We start from the raw sequence: 17,500 nt of genomic DNA on the forward strand, positions 1-17,500 counted from the left end.
ATCATGAAACGAATACTATACTTCCTCATCACTACCGCCGGGTTATGCGCCTGCGGAAAAGATATGTTGAACCTGAACGACCCCGGCAACTTCACCCCGCAGTTGTTCTATAAAACGCAAGCCGATATGGATGCCGCCGTTATTGGCGCCTACGGCAAACTCCGCGACGTATACAACGGGCATTTTTACTTCTGGGGCGAAATACGGTCAGACAATACCGGTTTTTACAACCCCTCCATTGATAAGAACAGCGTAAACCTGCTGATACCGGTACGGGAGAACTACGCCGAAGTAGAGAATTTCTGGAACAGCCTGTACATGGCCATTATAGCCGCCAACGCCATACTGGAAAAAGCGGATGGCGCTGTTTATACGGACGAGAACGTGAAGAAACAGCACATTGGCGAAGCGGAAGTGATCAGGGCGCTCGCCTATTTTTACCTGGCCCGCACCTACGGCGGGTATGCGCTGGACGGTAAATTGCTGGGCGTACCGCTGGTTACCCGGCAGGTGGGCGCGCAAGCGGCCAGGGAAATGCCCAGGGCCACTTTAGAAGATACCTACAAACTGATCACCGGAGACCTGGCCGATGCCGTGCAAAAACTGCCGGCCACGGCCCCCGGAGACAATGGCGGCCGTTTCACCGGCGTGTCCGCCCGCGCGCTCCTGGGCAAGGTGTACATGTTCATGGCCGGTTACCCGCTCAACAAGGGCACGGAATATTACGTTAAAGCGGCGGCCGAGCTGAAGGCCGTAGCCGAAAACTCCGCGCTCAACCTCGTTCCCAGCTACATACAGCTTTTTAATGCGGCGAACAAAAACTCGAAAGAATCGATCATTGAAATACAATACCAGTCAGATCTTTCCAACAGAACGGGTAACGCCTTCCAGTCGCAAATGTTGTCCAATGCCGCCGCCGCGGCGCTGGTGCCGGCGGGCGACGCGGGCAGCGGCGACAACAAGCCCGCTCCCTCCCTCCTCACCGCTTACGCAGCCGGAGACCCACGCAAATCAGTGGCTTTCCGGCCGGGGTATAAAGATGCCGGCGGCGTTTACCGCAGTGAAGCGTACGGGCATAAATACTGGCAGAAACTGGGTGAAGAAAAATCCAGCGTAGACAATTATCTCAACTGGAACACCAACTGGAAAGAAATGCGCCTCGCGGAAGTATACCTGCTGTATGCCGAAGCATTGGTACGCTCCGGTGGCGACAAAAACGCCGCCCTGCTGTACCTCAACAAAATAAGGGAGCGCGCCCGCACTACCAGCAAAGCGGAAGATGTCACCATCGGCGTAATAGAAACGCAATTCCCGGATTGGAACACCGGCAACCCTGACGTTACGCTTAAAGATTATGTACTGGCAGACTTTGCATCTGACGAAGCGTTCCTTCTCGCCATCGAAAATGAATCAAGAGTGGAGTTTGCCCTTGAGAACAAACGCTGGTACGACCTGGTAAGGACCCAACGCGCACCGCAGATAATGCCGCCCGCGCTGGCCGCAGACGAGAACACGAACGTTACCTGGAACGACCGCGATTATGCGCTGCCCATTCCGCAAAACGCCATGCTCACCGCCCCCGGTGCGTTGACGCAAAATGTAGGGTACGTGCAGCTTTAACATCCATTTACAACATATATCACCGCCATTGCCGGCGCCTGTAAAGGCGTACTGGCAGGGCGCGCCATTTCAAAAAACAATATCACATGCATGTATACACGAAACTGACGGTTTTAGTTACCCTCCTGCTGTGTTGCCGGTACAACCACACCCTTGCGCAGGGAGATGGCTTTATATACAAGAACGGGCAACGCACCTTTGTGTTCGGCAGCTACTATCTGCCTGCCGCGGAAGACACGCTGAAAGAAATGACAGACGCCGGGTTCAACCTGTTTTCCTGCAGGAACAGGCAGGAGCTGGACCGGCTGCAAAAGCTCCATGTGCAGGGCTGGATGTGGGTACACCTGCACAAAGGCGTAACCCCCGAACTGAAAAAAACAGTTGCTGAAAATGCCGGCCACCCGGCGCTGGCCTTGTGGAGCGGGCCGGATGAACTGGTATGGAACTTTACCGCCCATAGCAAACTGTACCGGAAAGAAGGCATTCATAGCGTAGCGGGCGCATGGAAAAAACTCACGCCGGAAGCGCTCGCCTACGGCAGGCAACAGGCCGCCGCATTGCTGCCCAAACTGCAGGAAGCGGCCGCCTATGTGAGAAGCGCGGACAAGGGTAACCGCCAGATCTGGATGAACGAGGCCGAAGCCAGTGACATGGCGTATGTGGGCGACTATATGAACGCGATAGACATTGCCGGCTGCGACATTTACCCGATCAAGGCCAACCTCCCCGCCGGCAGCACTGCCCCTCGCAAAGCCATACAGATCATCGGCAAGGCCACCCGCAAATGGACCGCCATCAGCCAGCAAAAACCGGTGTGGATGGTGCTGCAGGGCTTCTCGTGGAACGAGCTGCTGGCCGTTGAACCGGAGAACGCGGTGGGCAGGCCGGTAGCCTATCCCTCCTTCGAAGAATCGCGCTTTATGGCGTATGACGCTATTGCCAACGGCGCAGCGGGTATCCTGTATTGGGACATGCGGTACCTCACGTCTGATCCGTTCCGCCAGTCGCTCTACGGCCTGGCCAGGGAGTTTAAAGCCTTGCAGCCCCTGCTGTCAACCGAGCCCAAACCCGTTACCGTCACCGCCTGGCAGCCGGAATTAAGCGGAGACGACCGCGTGGCGGCCACAGCACGGCAGTATGGGCGGGACTGGATGGTGGTGATCGTCAATAGCGCGGACACCTCGCAGCTTGCCGCCGTGGTACAGGGCCTTCACCTGTTGAACGGTCAGCAGCTGGTAGAGCTGTACGGTACGGACGAAGTGCAGGTAAAAAACGGGCAGTTCGTTACCCGGCTGCGCCCCTTCCAGGTGAAAGTGTTTGCCACCGGCAGAAAATGGGAAACCGCTAATAGAAAAGGCCGCAACTATGCCGGCCAGTAAATATTCATGGGCGGCCCGCCCAATGCAACATTAAAACTCATTCAAGATGACCAAAACCCATCAATATGTACGCATCGGTATATTGGCAGCGGTACTTGCAGCCATTATACCGGCATTTGCCAACCGTTTGGCTGGTACGGAACCACCGGTAAACGGCCACGTTGCTGTGACAATTACTGACAACGGCAAAAGCAATTACGCGGGAGTGCTTCCCGCCGCAATAACATCTGTCGATAGCCACAAAACCGGTTATGTTACTGCAACACCCGCCACAATAACATCCGTCGATAGCCACAAAACCGGTTATGCTACTGCTACACCCGCCGCAATAACACTCGTCAACAACGGCAAAAGCAATTACGCGGTAGTGCTCCCCGCCGCACCCGCTGCGCAGGAGCAGCGGGCCGCCACCCTGCTGCAGCGGTACATCGAAAAAATGTCCGGCTGCCGGCTGCCGGTAGTGACGCAGCTTGCGCCCGGCCAGAAAGGCGTTTTCATCAGGGAAACAGACGGCCTCCTGTATGACGGTTACAGGATCAACACCCGGCCGGACGGCTCGCTACACATCGAAGGCGGCAAAAGCCGCGGGTGTATTTACGGCGCGGTGCAGATACTGGACAAGTACTTCGGCTGCCGTTTGTACAGCCCGCGGTACAAAGTGATACCCGCCAGCAAAACCCTGCACCTGCCGGACGTTCACGAGGCAGACTCGTCCGTGAACAACCTCCGTATTGTGTTTACGATGAACGAATTTAGCAAGGACGAAGACCTGCTGGACTGGCACCGCACTACCAACCGCTTTCCTCCTTTCGCCGATGACTATTACTGCCACACGTTCACGCACAGGCTGGTGCCGCCCGATGTTTTTTATGCCAGCCACCCGAAATACTTTGCCGAAATTGGCGGCCAGCGCATCCGCGACCAGCTTTGCATGTCCAATCCCGATGTGGTGAAGGAAGTGATCAAACAGCTGAAAAAAGACATACCGCTGCAGCCCGACCGGCTGTATTGGTCCGTCAGCCAGGCAGACGGGCCGTTGTACTGCCAGTGCGCCCTTTGCAAAAAAGCCATCGAAGAAGAAAAAAGCGTGGCCGGCCCCATTATCCGGTTTGTGAACCAGGTGGCCGCGGAGTTCCCAGACAAGATCATTTCCACCCTCGCTTATTATTACTCGCTGGTGCCACCCGCGGTCACGAAGCCGCTTGACAATGTGCAGATCATGTACTGCGGGGGAGACCTTGCCGCGTGGGGCAAAATAGCGAAGCATATTTACGTATGGGATTATGTGGTCAACTATTTCCACTACCAGTGCCCTTATCCCAGCCTCTTCCTCGCCCAGCCACAAGTGCAGGACCAGGTGAGCAAAGGCGCCAACGAATTTTTCATCCAGGGCAACATAGACTACGGCATGGAGTTCGCCGAGCTGCGTCTCTATCTCTATTCGCGCATTGCCTGGGACCCCAACATCAACGTATCAGCCACTATCAACGAATTTTTGAAAGGCTACTACGGGCCGGCCGCACCGCACATCCGCCAGTATATTGACCTTATCAGCGCCGCATATGAAAAAACCAAACAGGCCAAACCGCTGATCATCAACACGCCCCCTTCCTATTACCAGGATACCTATTTGAGCCCGGAAAACCTCAAAGCCTACAACACCGCGTTCAACGCAGCCGAGGCGGCCGTAAAAGGCACTGGCGACTTTGCGCGCCACGTACACCTCGCCCGCATGCCGTTGTATTTCGCAGAAATGGAAATAGCGAAGCACAACATGTATGGCCCCGCCGGCTGGTGGAACTATGCCGGCACGGTCAGGAACAAGCGGCTGGACGGGCTGCTCAATGATTTCTACAACACCCTTCAACGCGAGGGCATCACCGACATCAACGAGAACAGCTACCGCCTCGAAGACTATAAAAAACATACCCTCTTCAGCACATCCAACAAAGCCGCCAGGGGCAACCTCGCCTTCCGGGCAAAAGTGAGCGCGGATAAAATGCCGCCCGAAAGGCAGCACCGGTACTACAGCGCCGACCTCGGCATGCTGACTGACGGCGCCCGGGGCGATGACGCCACCCGCAACCTGTTCTGGCTCATTTGGCCAGACAAGGAATTTACCCTCACAATAGATCTTGGCGCGGTGAAAAAGATCTCTTCGGTAGACATGGGAACGCTCTGGCGGGATGGGCCTACCATACCGCCCGCATCGGTTGAATGTTCCGTATCCCGCTTTGCAGACAGCGGCTTTTCACCCATCGGCACACAAACCTGGCAGAACGGGCAGGAGAAAAAAGGAGAAGCAGACTGGCGATATGTGTATTCTTTCAAAACCGATACGGAAGCGCGATACATTCAACTGAAAATAACCCGGCATGATCTGGCCTTCTCCGGAAGAAAGGCCGGTATGCCCGTCAATACCTACATCGATGAAATAGAAGTGAGATAACGAAAATACCATTTCATGCACACACACCGTAAACTGATACTGCTGCCGGCGCTCATTGCCCTGATCATCAGCAGCTGCGGCACCCGCAGGGGCCTCGAAGGTTTTACCTACACGGAAACCTTTCATCCGCGCGAGCACATTGTACGCAACGATTTTGATTTTGACGGTTATACTGACCACTGGCATAGCACGCACCAGCAATGGAGCAGGTACGGCAACCTGTTCAAGACCCTTTCGGCGGCACCGGAAAAAGCCGTTCTGCGCAGCAAGCTGGATATAGCGGATGACCTCGGCGTACCCGGCCTTTTTATGCAGGAGGGTTTTCTGGACGAGCTGCAGGCCGCCCCTTATGCCGTGCTCGACCAGCCCGGCCTGCAACAGCTGGAAGATTCGCTGCAGCAAAACAACGCACTGGTCATTACCACGTCCGCTGCTGAAACGGGGCAGGCGCTAGAAAAGAAATTCAATGATAACAGCGAGGCACTGCAGTTCATTGCCAGCCATACCAGCGGCAGCGCACGGGTAAATGCCTATATGCTGAAGAACGGCAGCCGCCGGCTGTTCGTGATCTCAGCGCCCAACATCGGTCTTGCCCGCAAAGTGCAACAACTGACCGCCGCTACCATGGCATTGCTGAAAGACTACGACCTGCACCGCGGCTGGTTCGGCGCGCAAACGCTTTACAACAGCGTTACCTGCTCGCCCGGCCACCCGCTGGAGGTGATCGGTAAAGGTATGAACGAAGGTAACAGCTGGTTCGTGTTCGACGGCTATATGGAGTTCCTGTCTAAAAACGAACTGCGGGAGTGGATGGGAAAAGTGACGCTGCCGGTAGTGACGGACGTTGGCGTAGCCGGCCCGTTCCCCGCCATATTCGGCTGCGAGAACTATGACAGCCTGCAGGTGCAGGCCATGAACGGGCCTGAGTGGTGGGTAACTTACGCGCACAGCAAAAAAGGCTATGCCTTCCGGAAAGTGTACGACACCCTGGCTGATGCCGCTCAACTGCCGTATGACGGGTATTTTGCCACCGAGGGCGACAAGGAATGGATAGACCATGACAGCATCCCGTTCGTATACACTACCGGCCTGCTGGAATCCGGCGCAGTACCCAGCATGGTACTGTTTCATCCCAAGGGCGCACCCTTGTCTGACGCCGCGCTGTGGAAAGCCATACTCGACCGGCGGGGCGTAGCCGTGCTGGCGGAAGGCAAAATGATGGGCCCGGCCGGTTACCGGCATGCGCTGGATATGCTGTTGCTCGACCGCGTGTTCCTCGAAAAGTACTTTGGTGACCAGGTGAACATCGAAGCCGCTGTAGAGGGGTATAACCTGAACATAACCCTCAGGAGCATCTCTCCGCAGGAAATTTCAGGTACGCTTGACCTGCGGCTGCCGGGCGGGCTGAAAACAATGGGCGATACCATAACGCCCGTACAGATACCCGCCGGCGGCACCAAACGCCTCTCCTTCCGCCTGCAGCCGGAAGCCGCCGCCATGGGTGCCGCGAACCCTATTGCGGTGCATTACAAATGGGGGAACACACAAAAAAGCACGCTCGCCATGCTTGACCTGCCGCCCGCCATTTCCGTGCACCGCCTGCTGTACGGGCATACACCGGTAGTCACCTACCCCGTTGCCATCCATAACTTCAGTAAAGACACGGCCTTTCCGGTTACTGTTACAGTAATAGACAGCACACAACCCGCCCGCCCCGTATTCGAAGCGCAGCAAAACTGTACCACGGCCACCTCGCAGTTCAGCAACCTGCAATTCGACCTGAAAGTACCGGCAGGCAATTATACCGTAAAGGTGACCGCACTGGGCACGGAAACCACCAGTCAACTGGGCGTAGGCGCCGCCGCTGGCACAGCAACACTGACGGAGGCCGACCTCAACAACGACGGCATTAATGAATACATGCTGGAGAACGACAGCGTAAAAGTCACGCTGCTGGCCACCGGCGCGCGCATCATCGAATACATCGTCAAAGAGAAGGAAGACAATGTGCTGTTCAAGCTCTGGCCGGACAAACCGGTGGATGACCGGCGCCCATTCAGGAAGCAGGAGTTTTACCCCTACGGGGGCTTTGAAGATTTCCTTGGCCAGCCCAGCATTGAAACTGGGAAAAACTACGATGTCACGGTCCTGAAAAAAGAGGGGGACTATGTACAGGTAAAAATGACGGCCGACTACTACGGCAACAAACTTGAGAAAATATATACCCTGTATGGCAACTCTCCTTTAGTGGAAGCGCGCTTTGCCCTTACGTTTAAAAATCCCGAGCTTAAGATGCTGGGCCCCCAGCCCATGCTGGCGCTGGGCAAAGCGCATGGGCCGGAAGACGTGCATATTTTCCCCGACCGCGAAGGGCTGCGCGAGTTGACGATGGACCCGGCAAAGTATTATGGCAGGGTATTCTTTCCCCGTGAAGGGTGGAACGCGGCATATGACCGTAAAGAAGATATTACTTTCGTAGGGGCCTTCCCGGTAGATCAGCCAATTTTCCTGCATCTGTGGATGAACCACCCCTCCAACCCCGGCTCCCATTATTTCTATTCGGAAATGCAGCCGTGGGTACGCATCTACCAGAAAAGCACCATGTATTTTTCATATTACCTGTGGGCTTCCGCCGGGCCGTGGCAGCGCGGCGTGGCGGCATTGCGCGGCAGGAACCTTGTAACCGTCAGCCGCCACTGACCGCTAAAATTATCGATCATGCATTACCCGACAATAACGACATATATAGCGTGCGTCTGCCGCCTCCTTTGCACCACCATCATCCTGGCCTTGCCGGCCAGCGCGCAGCAGCCGGCAAAAACCGGGCAGCTCACCATTGCGGATATCAGGCTGGATTACCCCAGCCCCAATATCCCCTACTATCACTTCAAAGCTGCATTGCAATTGCCGTACCCGTCCATCATCGAAGTGGAGGCCGCCATTGACGGCAAGCCGCTGCGGGCCACCGATCTGCGGAAAACAGATGGCCTGGAAACGCCGGCGCGCCCGCCCATAGCGGCCCGGTCTCCCTCCGGCTACAGCATGGCGCAAGACGGGTCTGTGTATGAGCAACCCCAGGTAATTGGCTGGGCACGGTGGGAACCCGGCAAAACCTATACCGTGAGCCTTACGGTGCGGTTAAAGAAAACCGCCCATGCGTCGAAAGACGATGTGGTGCTCTCCGCCGTCAAAACACTGCGGGCGCCCGCCGGCCCCGCCGTGTTCAGCACACAATGGAAAAACTACAAAGCCCTGGTGGTGAGCGAAACAGCCGGCATCAGCAGGACCAACGAGCCCGTGAAAGCCCTGCTGGCGTTTTACCCTGATGAGCAGCACGGGCTCGTGAAAGAAATACGGGTAGTGGCCATAGACCCCGTAACACATGCGGCCACCGAAGTAAGCTCGCAGGTATTTGATGTACAACAACACCTGCAGCAAGACGACCGCGCGCCGGACAAGAACGGCAAACCCACACGCGCCGTTCCGCTATGGCTGCCCACCGTTACCGCACAGGTTGCTTTCCCCGCCACCGTGCCCGCCCGGCAAAGCCGCGTATACCTCATCTACTACAACAACGCCAAGGCGCCCGCGCCGGGTTATGACAGCGATCTGCAAACGACCGGCAAAATGCCCGGGCTGCAGGTACGGAACAACACGTTCTCGCTCACGCTCCACCCCAAATCCGGCCACCTCGATGAAGTGAAGCTGAACAGCCTGCCGCAGGCGCCGCTGTTCCACCACCTGGAAACCAACGGCGCCATACACTGGAACCCCGACGTGTATATTCCCCCCCGGCCATGGACGCATACTTCGGACTGGTCTCCCCCGGCCAATATGCGCTCGGTAACCGGCCCGGTCATTACCCAAAGCGAAATGTGGGGCCCTATGCCCCAGGTGCCGGAAGTAGATGCATCCGTACGGTACGAGTTTTTCCCCGGCGTGCCTTATTTCATTGCCAGCACGTCCATGCGCATCAACAAAACCGTGAACTGCCTTGCCCTGCGCAACGCGGAAATGGTGTTCAAGCGTGAATTGATCACACATGCCGCCTGGTACGATGTGATCAGGGATACCGTCATTACCTGCGATGTGCAGCACATGCCCGACCTTACCGACCTCAAGATGGAAGCCGATGTGCCGTGGATCGCTTTTTATAACGAGCACACCCGCATCGGCTTTGCGGGCATACAGCTCGAATATGCCAACGCCGGCCTTGAATCCGACCCCCGGTTGCTGAACCCGTTCTTTTACATCACCGCCGGCCCGTGGATCTACTGGGCACGCGGGCTTTCCCACACTTATCTTTCTTCCAACATGCAACAGGTAGTACCCGCCATGAAAGGCAGCATGTTCTCAGAAAAATGGGCCTACCTCGTGTACCGCACCAACGAAGGCGGCACGCCTTACGCCGCCGTGCAGGCATGGCAAAAACGCCTCACACACCCGCTGCGCCTGCAACTGGTGGAAGAAGTAGACCAACGTGTGTCCCGTACGCTCGAAGAAGTGTACATGAACAATGGCAAAAGCGGGTGGGAAGGCAGGCAAAACAAAAAATCGCACGAAGCCGTGAAAGACAGCACCCATACCATAGACACCGCACCCAGCGAATTTTTTGACTAAACAAGCAGATATGAAACCATATTATTTCCTCACCCTGTTATACACGGCATGGCTGCTACCGGCCGCCGTTGCCCAAAACGAGAAAGGGAAGACGCATGCCCGGCCCAATATCATCTACATTTATACGGACGATCAGCGGTACGATGCCATGAGCGTAGTGCAGCAGGCGCAGGGCATCAAAGCCCGGTTTCCCTGGTTTAAAACGCCGAACATGGACAGGATCGCCAAAGAAGGCGTTCGTTTCAGCAATGCCTTTGTGGTGAACTCCCTCTGTTCACCCAGTCGCGCTACCATGCTCACGGGCCGTTATAATCATCTGAACGGCGTTACCAACAACCATACGGAGCTGGCGGATACAACAGACACTTATGCCACCGCGCTGACGGCGGCAGGATATGTGACCGCGTTTTTCGGCAAGTGGCATATGGCCCGCCAGCAGGGCAAGCGGCCAGGGTTTACACACTCATTCAGTTTTGTGGGCCAGGGCCGTTATATCGATTGCCCCTTTGAACTGAACGGCGAACGGGTAGTGGAAACAAAGGGCTGGGTAGATGATGTATCGACAGACAGCGCGCTGGCCTTCATCCGCCGCTGTAAAGACACTGCTTTCCAGTTGTCGCTCGCCTTTAAATCGTCTCACTACAACTGGACGCCGCCTGAAAGGCTTGCACACCGGTTTGACCATGTACCACTGAAAAAACCGGTAAATGAAAAGGCGAACGTTGTGTACCGCGGCAAGATAGGGGACGGCAGGGCAATACCTCCCCCTCCGCCAGCTCCCGCATCGTGGGCGGAAACCAACGACACCATTATCAGGAAATATTTCACCGTGCTGGCCGCCATAGATGAAAACGTAGGCCGCGTGCTGAACCTGCTGGACTCCCTTCACCTCACGGAAAACACGGTGGTGGTCTATTCATCGGATAACGGGTATTTTCTCGGCGAGCGCAACCTGTCTGACAAACGGGCCGCGTACGAAGAATCGCTGAGAGTACCGTTGCTGGTGCGTTACCCCGCCAAACTGCCCGCCGGCAAGGTGATCGACAAAATAGTGCTCAACGTGGACCTTGCGCCCACCTTTACCGAACTGGCCGGCGCGCCAACCCCCAAAAGTTTCCAGGGCAACAGTTGGCTGCCAATAGCAATGGGCAAACCCGTGAAATGGCGCACGTCGTTCTTTTACGAATACTTTTACGAAACACCGTATGCCATACCTACCATTATAGCGGAACGCACGCAACACGCCAAACTGATCTATTACCCCGGGCAGCCGGACTGGTCGGAGCTATACGATCTGAAAAACGACCCCGGAGAAAAGAAGAACCTTTACAACAATCCTCGGGCGGCGCGGCTGCAAGCGGAAATGACAGCGCGGTTCAAAAAAGACTCCGCAGCCGTAAAGTTCTTTATTCCAGACATTGCGGATAAACGGCCGCTGGATGAACATGGGCGATATCTGCCGCCTGTTTACCTGCCGGAAGTAAGGAATACGAAGCTGCGGTGACTTTCCTGCGGGGTTGCCCGGTGAAAGCTGTATAAGTCTGTGGATTTATGCAGCTTTTTTGTTTTTGGGTGATGGGGCGCTTTACGGAGATAGTAAGGAAGGGCTACCTATTATTCTTTGCTGTGCCTTTAGCGGGACAGTACTGATCTTTTATAAAATTATTGGTTTGCGAAAGGAGCAGTCCCGATTTCTGTCTTTCAAAACGCCATTTTTTGATAACTTCCATCCTTGCAGGCTCTCCTCTTCGTCAATATCTAACCCCAATCTAGTTGCTCTTGGAAAATTGCTAACGCCAATCGTTGGCATTTTAGAATCTATTGAATACCCCTCGCGGCCCTGCCTCGCTAAATGCCTTACATTCAATAAAAAACATGTTATGGCAACGCAAACAAGTTTGTTAAAATTCACCGGAAAGCTGGGCAACGTGATCGGGTACCGGGTAGGGAAGCAATACTACCTGCGCAGCATGCCGGAAGCAGTACGGCAAAGTGCCCGCAGCAAGGTGAGCAGCCGCCACTTCGGCAAGGCCAGCAAGCTGGGGGCTACCGTGCGCCACGCCCTGCACGGGCTCTTGCACGTAAAGCAGGAAATGACGCTGATCAACAGGCTGAACAAAAGCCTGCTGCACGTATTGCGGCAAGATGACCTGCACCGGCAGAAACGTTTTATACCGCGGTACTTCCGTGACCTGGAGCGTTTCTGCTTCACCCCGCATGCAGACCTTTCCCATGTTTTGCCCGTAGAGGCCGCCGCTATGCGCCATGCGGACGGCAGCATTGGCGTAACCGTTCCCGCCATCCGGCAGCATTTGTGCAACCCCAGGGCCACGCATGTGGGCTTCAGGGCGGTGGCCGTATGCCTGGAGCGCGGTTTTGCCACGGCAAAGGCCGCCGCGTCAGATATGGTGATGCTGAAGGCGGACGAGCCATCGGCGGCGTTTTCGCTGACGGTGCCGGCTGACGGCAACACGGTCACCTGCGTGATACTGGAGGTGACCTGCTGGCAGGTGGAACATGGCCACCCGTACCTGCTGGCCAACCGGAAGTTTATGGCGGCGCAGATCATTGCCGTGCTGCAGCCGGAGGCGGCGGTGGTAGTGCGGGAAGAGCCTGTTCCGTATGGTACGCAGCGGCAGCCGCGGGTGCAGCCGCCGGTTGTGCCGGGTCTGGTCATTCATCACCCGCAACGGGAATAGCGTACACAATGCCTGGAGGGCCGAAATCGGTGATTCACCATCCGCAACGGGAATAGCGTATACAACGCCTGGAGGGCCGAAATCGGTGATTCACCATCCGCAACGGGAATAGCGTATACTACGCCTGGAAGGCCGAAATCGGTGATCCATCATCCGCAACGGGAATAGCGTACACAACGCCTGGAGGGCCGGGATTGGTCATTCATCATCCGCAACGGGAATAGCGTATACAACGCCTGGAGGGCCGGGATCGGTGATCCATCACCCGCAACGGGAATAGCATACACTACGCCTGGAGGGCCGAAATCGGCGATCCACCATCCGCAGCAGGAATAACCTCCGCTTCGCAGATCTTTTTATACCCTTTACCGCCTCCCCAGCCTCGCTGAACGCCCCTTCATGCCCAAACCTCACTTTTTCTTCCTTAAAACACCCTGAAAACACTGTTCCCCGCTGCTTTTTGCCTCGCGCGTGATATCCTGAACATATTTCCGCACCCTTTTTTAGCCGGTGTTAGCTCAAAACGGCATCGCCAGATCATCCCTACACCATTTGCAGGGTATTTCCGCATCAAGTCCACCTACCGTTCGCTTTCCCTTCGCTTACCCTACGGTATTCCCTTTATGTTGACCCGGTGATGCCGGCGTCTGGTCTACATCCAGTCTGCCCCCTATCCAGGTATTCGTCATCATAACATTTAAAAGTACCGGTGAGGTGTCTGTAAGTTGCATTTTTCATGCAGATTCCGCCATGGCAGCAATTTATTCCGCATGATCAAAAGCGGAAGGCATGATTATGAGGAAAGAAGCTGCAACACTCCTTCAACAGTCTCAGTGCTGCCTATTTTTCAAGCAGCGCCGCAACGCACCAAAGGTACGGGGCCTGCCCGTGATAGTCACCTGTTCTGCGCGGACGGTCGTAATAATACTGTTTATCGTTCTTTTTATTGGTCCCCACGCAAACTTCGGCAACCGCTCCTTTTTTATCAACATAAGGCACTAAAGCCATCCAGGCTTTCCGGGCCACGGGAGCATATGCTTTAGCATTCAGCCATTTTTGTTTTACGCCTGTAATTAATGCATAAGTAAACATCGCTGATCCTGATGTTTCAGCCCAGCTGTCTTTTTCATCAATTAACTGATTCCACAAACCGCCAGGCGCCTGATGTGCTTTCAAACTCTCCATCATTGCCTGGTAGCCCTGCATAATACGCGGACGGTATTTATTATCCCGGGGTAAAGAACGCAGCAACTCCGCCATGCCTGCAGCCATCCATCCATTACCACGCCCCCAGTAAAACGGAACGTCCGGGGCATGATAGAACAGGCCGTTCGGCCGTTGCAGCTTATCCAAATAAAGCACCATTTCTTTGGCGGCACGATCAATATAATTTACATCTTTGGTCACTTTATATGCCTGGGACTGTACTATAGTGATCATATACATGTCATCGATCCAGAGGCGTGTTTGCCAGGAAAGCCCGTCTTCCGCCCATGATCTTTCTTTAGCATTGGCAGTTGCAGGAACTTCCCACTGCGTATCGGCATAAGGCAAACCCAGCTCTAAATACTTTCTGTTTTTTGTTATTTGATAAAGTTCCAGCGGCAGGCTGCCAAACATATTCAGATCAACATGATTTTTAACGGGCAAAAGAGCTTTCTCTGTTGTAAAAAGCGGTTGAAATTTTTTTTCCAAAAGATCAAGCAGCACTGCATCGTCTGTTAACGATGCAAATTTAAGCGCCCCATTCCAATAGAATGTTTCAGGATAACTGATCCATTTGCCCGCATGTAATGCATGTTTCGCATCTACAAAACGGTATGCTATCAGTTTACCCACCTCTTCAGGTGTATAACCTTTGGGAAACTTGTTCAGGCTGCTTTTTTGAGCAAATAAAAATTGAAAAGGCAATAACAACAACAACGTAAGGGTCTGCTTGTACATTATACTTATTTTTTTATCAAACATCATTCTGTTCTCCATTATTGATCTTTAAACCTGAATGCGGATACTTCCGCCAGGCCGGGTTGACGCTGCGTATCGTAGCCGGACTTGGGAGCCAGCCTGAAATATCGGAACTGCCTGCGTTGGGGCAGGTCTATGTATTGTTTCAACAGATCGATATTATTGAGGGTAAATACCCCAAGGCTTTCCCAGGAATTATTGTCGTTGCTGACCAGCAGCTGCAGCTCCTTTATTTTGCGGTCGCCTTCTTTCTGGTTGATGATAATGCCATCAACACCGGATACTTCTCCCATATCTACGGTAACCCAATGTCCGGGATAATCCGTTGGATCGGAAGAATACCGCGCAATCCAGAAAGTAGCCGTATTGTTATCTATCAGGCGGGATGCCAAACGGCCGTTAACAGTTTCTTCCGAGCTGAATGCTGCAATAGCCCATTTGGCCTTGGGGTATATGTATCGCCATTTCTCGCCGGAGGGGCGGTTTTGCGGTATGGCAATATTCACCGGGGCGCCAAAGTTGGGAGAACCATCAGCGTTCCAGGTAAAGCGCTGGATGCGCGGGTTGCGGCCATTGTCATCCCCCCCGCCCGGGCGCGTACGTGCATGGTAAATGAGCCAGTCCTCTTTGCCGTCGGGCGATTTAAAAAAGCCATTATGTCCCGGGCCATAGGCGCTGCTTTCGGCTCTCATGGAAAAAACCGGCTGGTCCTTCTTTGTCCAGTCAGCAGGGTTCATAGGGTCCCCGTTCTCTTTAAGTGTGAGTAACCCCAGGCAGTAGCCGTCTACCCAGTAACCGCTGCCTGAATACACCACAAATACCCGGCCTTGTGGATTGATCAGCACCTGCGGCCCTTCATTGATAGGGTTGCCCTTCTTTTCCCAATCATAGGCGGGCGAAGCTATGATCACTTTTTCGCTGGAGATGGTCCAGGGATTGCTCATCTTTGCAATATAAATATGCTGCGGCGGCGCCCCGGCATTACCTCCTGACCAAAGCATATACAGCTGGCCGTTATGCCGCAATACGGTGCCATCTATTGCCCATTGATTTGATGCGTCCGATATTTTCCCCTTTATCAACCAGTTCCCTTCTACAGGAGTAGGCGAAGAATTTTCCAGCACATACATGCGATGGTTGGCATTCGCGCCGTCATCAGCCGCAAAATAAAAATACCATTTCCCGTCGATCTCATGAAGCTCGGGCGCCCACAGGTTTTTTGAATAAGACTGACCGGAGGGCGGTGTCCAGACCTCATACCTGCGGGCCGACGCAAGCGATGACATATTTTGCGTTTTCAGGATAACCAGTTTGCTGCCCTGGGTAAAAGTATAGTAGTATGTCCCGTTTTTTTCGATCACCCAGGGATCAGCACCGCCGGGCATGAGCGGGTTGGTAAACGTACTGTCTATGGTGAATGCGGATAAATCATCTCCCCCGGTTGAAGGGGGCGGGTTTTCCGGCGGCGGCACACCAGGAGCATCCGATGGTTTATGGCAGGCGTTGCCCATTAATGCACCGAGCATGCATACCGCAACTATCAATCGTTTCATATAATGCGTTTATATATTCAATTAACCACCTTTCATTGTCATCTTGCAGCGCCTAGGGCGTTACGCCAAGATATAACTCCTGTATCTGTACCGTATTGCCCTGTGATGTGTATGATGACTGGTTAAAACATTTTGCTTTCTGCGCATAGAACTTCAGGTAACGGTAGCTGGATTTTGGCAGGGCTATATTCACGGTCTCCTGCAGGGACGCTGTTGCGGCGCCGGGAATAACCACATCTGTTGCAATTACCTCGAAATTTGTACCATCGTTGCTGCCTGATATTTCATCAAATGCATACCATCTAATAAAGGCTTGCGTGATGTCTCTGTGACGTATTCTAAAGTAATTCACGTCCTGGGCGGTCTTCATGTCTACCGTAAAATAAATAGCCGCTCCGGAAGGCACCGTTACTTTAGTAGTAGTACCGGATGTTTTACCCGGCCTTACGAGGCAGAAATTGGTGGCGAGATCACCGTCAATGGCGGCCGACAATGAATTTCCTTCCGGGTTGTTGGTGGCTATCATCAGCTCATGGGAGGCTGTCATCGTCCAGCCAGCCCTTGGGTAATCGCCGCTGAAGGGCATTACCTTCACCGTTAGCGTAGCATTAACAGATGGATTTTGTATAGATGCCGCAGTGATAGTGGCCGTTCCTAACGAAATGCCTTCCAGCAGGCCTTCTCCGTTTACTGAAACTACTCCCGGATCAGAAGAGGTATAATTCAATCCGTCATTTGCATCAGCCGGCGTAAGCGTGATCTGGCCAGGCAAGCTGATCGTTTCTCCCTTTTTTAGCTCCAGTTCGGATGACAGGAATTGGATACCTGTAGCCGGTACAATAATTTTGTTTACCACTGTTACCGTAAATTCAACATTCTTTCCCCCTACTGATATGGTAATGGCAGCAGTACCTTCGGTATTGGCTGTTACCAGGCCATTACCATTTACTGAGGCTACATCCGGGTTAGCGGAAGAAAAGTTCTCTGCCCTGTCCGTTGCATTTTCGGGCAGTACGGTCACTTTCCAGCCAACATTGAGCGTAGTGCCTTTCAGCAGCGTAACGCCGTTGCCAAGCTCTTCGCTTAACGTAATACTTTCCACGCCTACTTCTCTTACCTCCGGGATATTTTTGCCGCAGCCTGCTAACAACAGGCCGAACAGCAGGAACGTAGCCGCAAATGCGAATACTCTATTATTGTTCAACATACAATTCA

General features: G+C 54.1%; 10 protein-coding genes. 7 read left to right on the forward strand and 3 right to left on the reverse strand.

The window, feature by feature from the left end; all coding sequences use genetic code 11:
* The first annotated feature begins 3 nt into the window (after positions 1 to 3).
* The 7 genes from D3A97_RS02635 to D3A97_RS02665 all read left to right on the forward strand — a co-directional run bounded on the left by D3A97_RS02635 (position 4) and on the right by D3A97_RS02665 (position 12,767).
* On the forward strand, positions 4 to 1,620 hold the full coding sequence (locus tag D3A97_RS02635) for a RagB/SusD family nutrient uptake outer membrane protein (RefSeq protein WP_119076368.1): 1,617 nt from the start codon (positions 4 to 6) through the stop codon (positions 1,618 to 1,620).
* An 86-nt stretch (positions 1,621 to 1,706) separates the two neighbouring features.
* Positions 1,707 to 2,999 (forward strand): hypothetical protein, encoded by a 1,293-nt coding sequence (locus tag D3A97_RS02640; RefSeq protein ID WP_119076370.1) that lies wholly within the window; start codon positions 1,707 to 1,709, stop codon positions 2,997 to 2,999.
* 46 nt (positions 3,000 to 3,045) lie between these two features.
* Entirely contained in the window at positions 3,046 to 5,448 is a 2,403-nt protein-coding gene (locus tag D3A97_RS02645; RefSeq protein WP_119076372.1) for a glycoside hydrolase family 20 protein, read from the forward strand.
* Between the two features lie 15 nt (positions 5,449 to 5,463).
* Positions 5,464 to 8,148: a COG1470 family protein gene (locus tag D3A97_RS02650; RefSeq protein ID WP_119076374.1), complete on the forward strand. Its 2,685-nt coding sequence runs from the start codon at positions 5,464 to 5,466 to the stop codon at positions 8,146 to 8,148.
* 18 nt (positions 8,149 to 8,166) lie between these two features.
* Positions 8,167 to 10,068 carry a hypothetical protein gene (locus D3A97_RS02655; protein WP_157986319.1) on the forward strand — a complete coding sequence of 634 codons (1,902 nt, stop codon included), beginning with the start codon at positions 8,167 to 8,169 and terminating at the stop codon, positions 10,066 to 10,068.
* 10 nt (positions 10,069 to 10,078) lie between these two features.
* Positions 10,079 to 11,572 carry a sulfatase family protein gene (locus D3A97_RS02660; protein ID WP_119076378.1) on the forward strand — a complete coding sequence of 498 codons (1,494 nt, stop codon included), beginning with the start codon at positions 10,079 to 10,081 and terminating at the stop codon, positions 11,570 to 11,572.
* A gap of 376 nt (positions 11,573 to 11,948) precedes the next feature.
* A complete protein-coding gene (locus tag D3A97_RS02665) occupies positions 11,949 to 12,767 on the forward strand; it encodes a hypothetical protein (RefSeq protein WP_157986320.1) in 819 nt (272 codons plus the stop codon).
* Between the two features lie 840 nt (positions 12,768 to 13,607).
* Here D3A97_RS02665 and D3A97_RS02670 read toward each other — a convergent pair.
* Genes D3A97_RS02670 through D3A97_RS02680 form a run of 3 tightly spaced genes read right to left on the reverse strand, consistent with a single transcriptional unit; the run spans position 13,608 to position 17,492 of the window.
* Positions 13,608 to 14,750, reverse strand: coding sequence for a glycoside hydrolase family 88/105 protein (locus tag D3A97_RS02670; protein WP_232825827.1), 1,143 nt, complete (start codon positions 14,748 to 14,750; stop codon positions 13,608 to 13,610).
* The gene (locus D3A97_RS02675; protein WP_119076382.1) at positions 14,750 to 16,285 is read right to left on the reverse strand and encodes a family 43 glycosylhydrolase; all 1,536 of its coding nucleotides are present in this window, start codon (positions 16,283 to 16,285) and stop codon (positions 14,750 to 14,752) included. The genes D3A97_RS02670 and D3A97_RS02675 overlap by 1 nt, the downstream gene beginning before the upstream one ends.
* 52 nt (positions 16,286 to 16,337) lie before the next feature.
* Positions 16,338 to 17,492: an Ig-like domain-containing protein gene (locus D3A97_RS02680; protein WP_198673839.1), complete on the reverse strand. Its 1,155-nt coding sequence runs from the start codon at positions 17,490 to 17,492 to the stop codon at positions 16,338 to 16,340.
* Positions 17,493 to 17,500 lie beyond the last annotated feature (8 nt).

This window comes from Chitinophaga alhagiae (assembly GCF_003568665.1).
Classification (GTDB): Bacteria; Bacteroidota; Bacteroidia; order Chitinophagales; family Chitinophagaceae; genus Chitinophaga; species Chitinophaga alhagiae.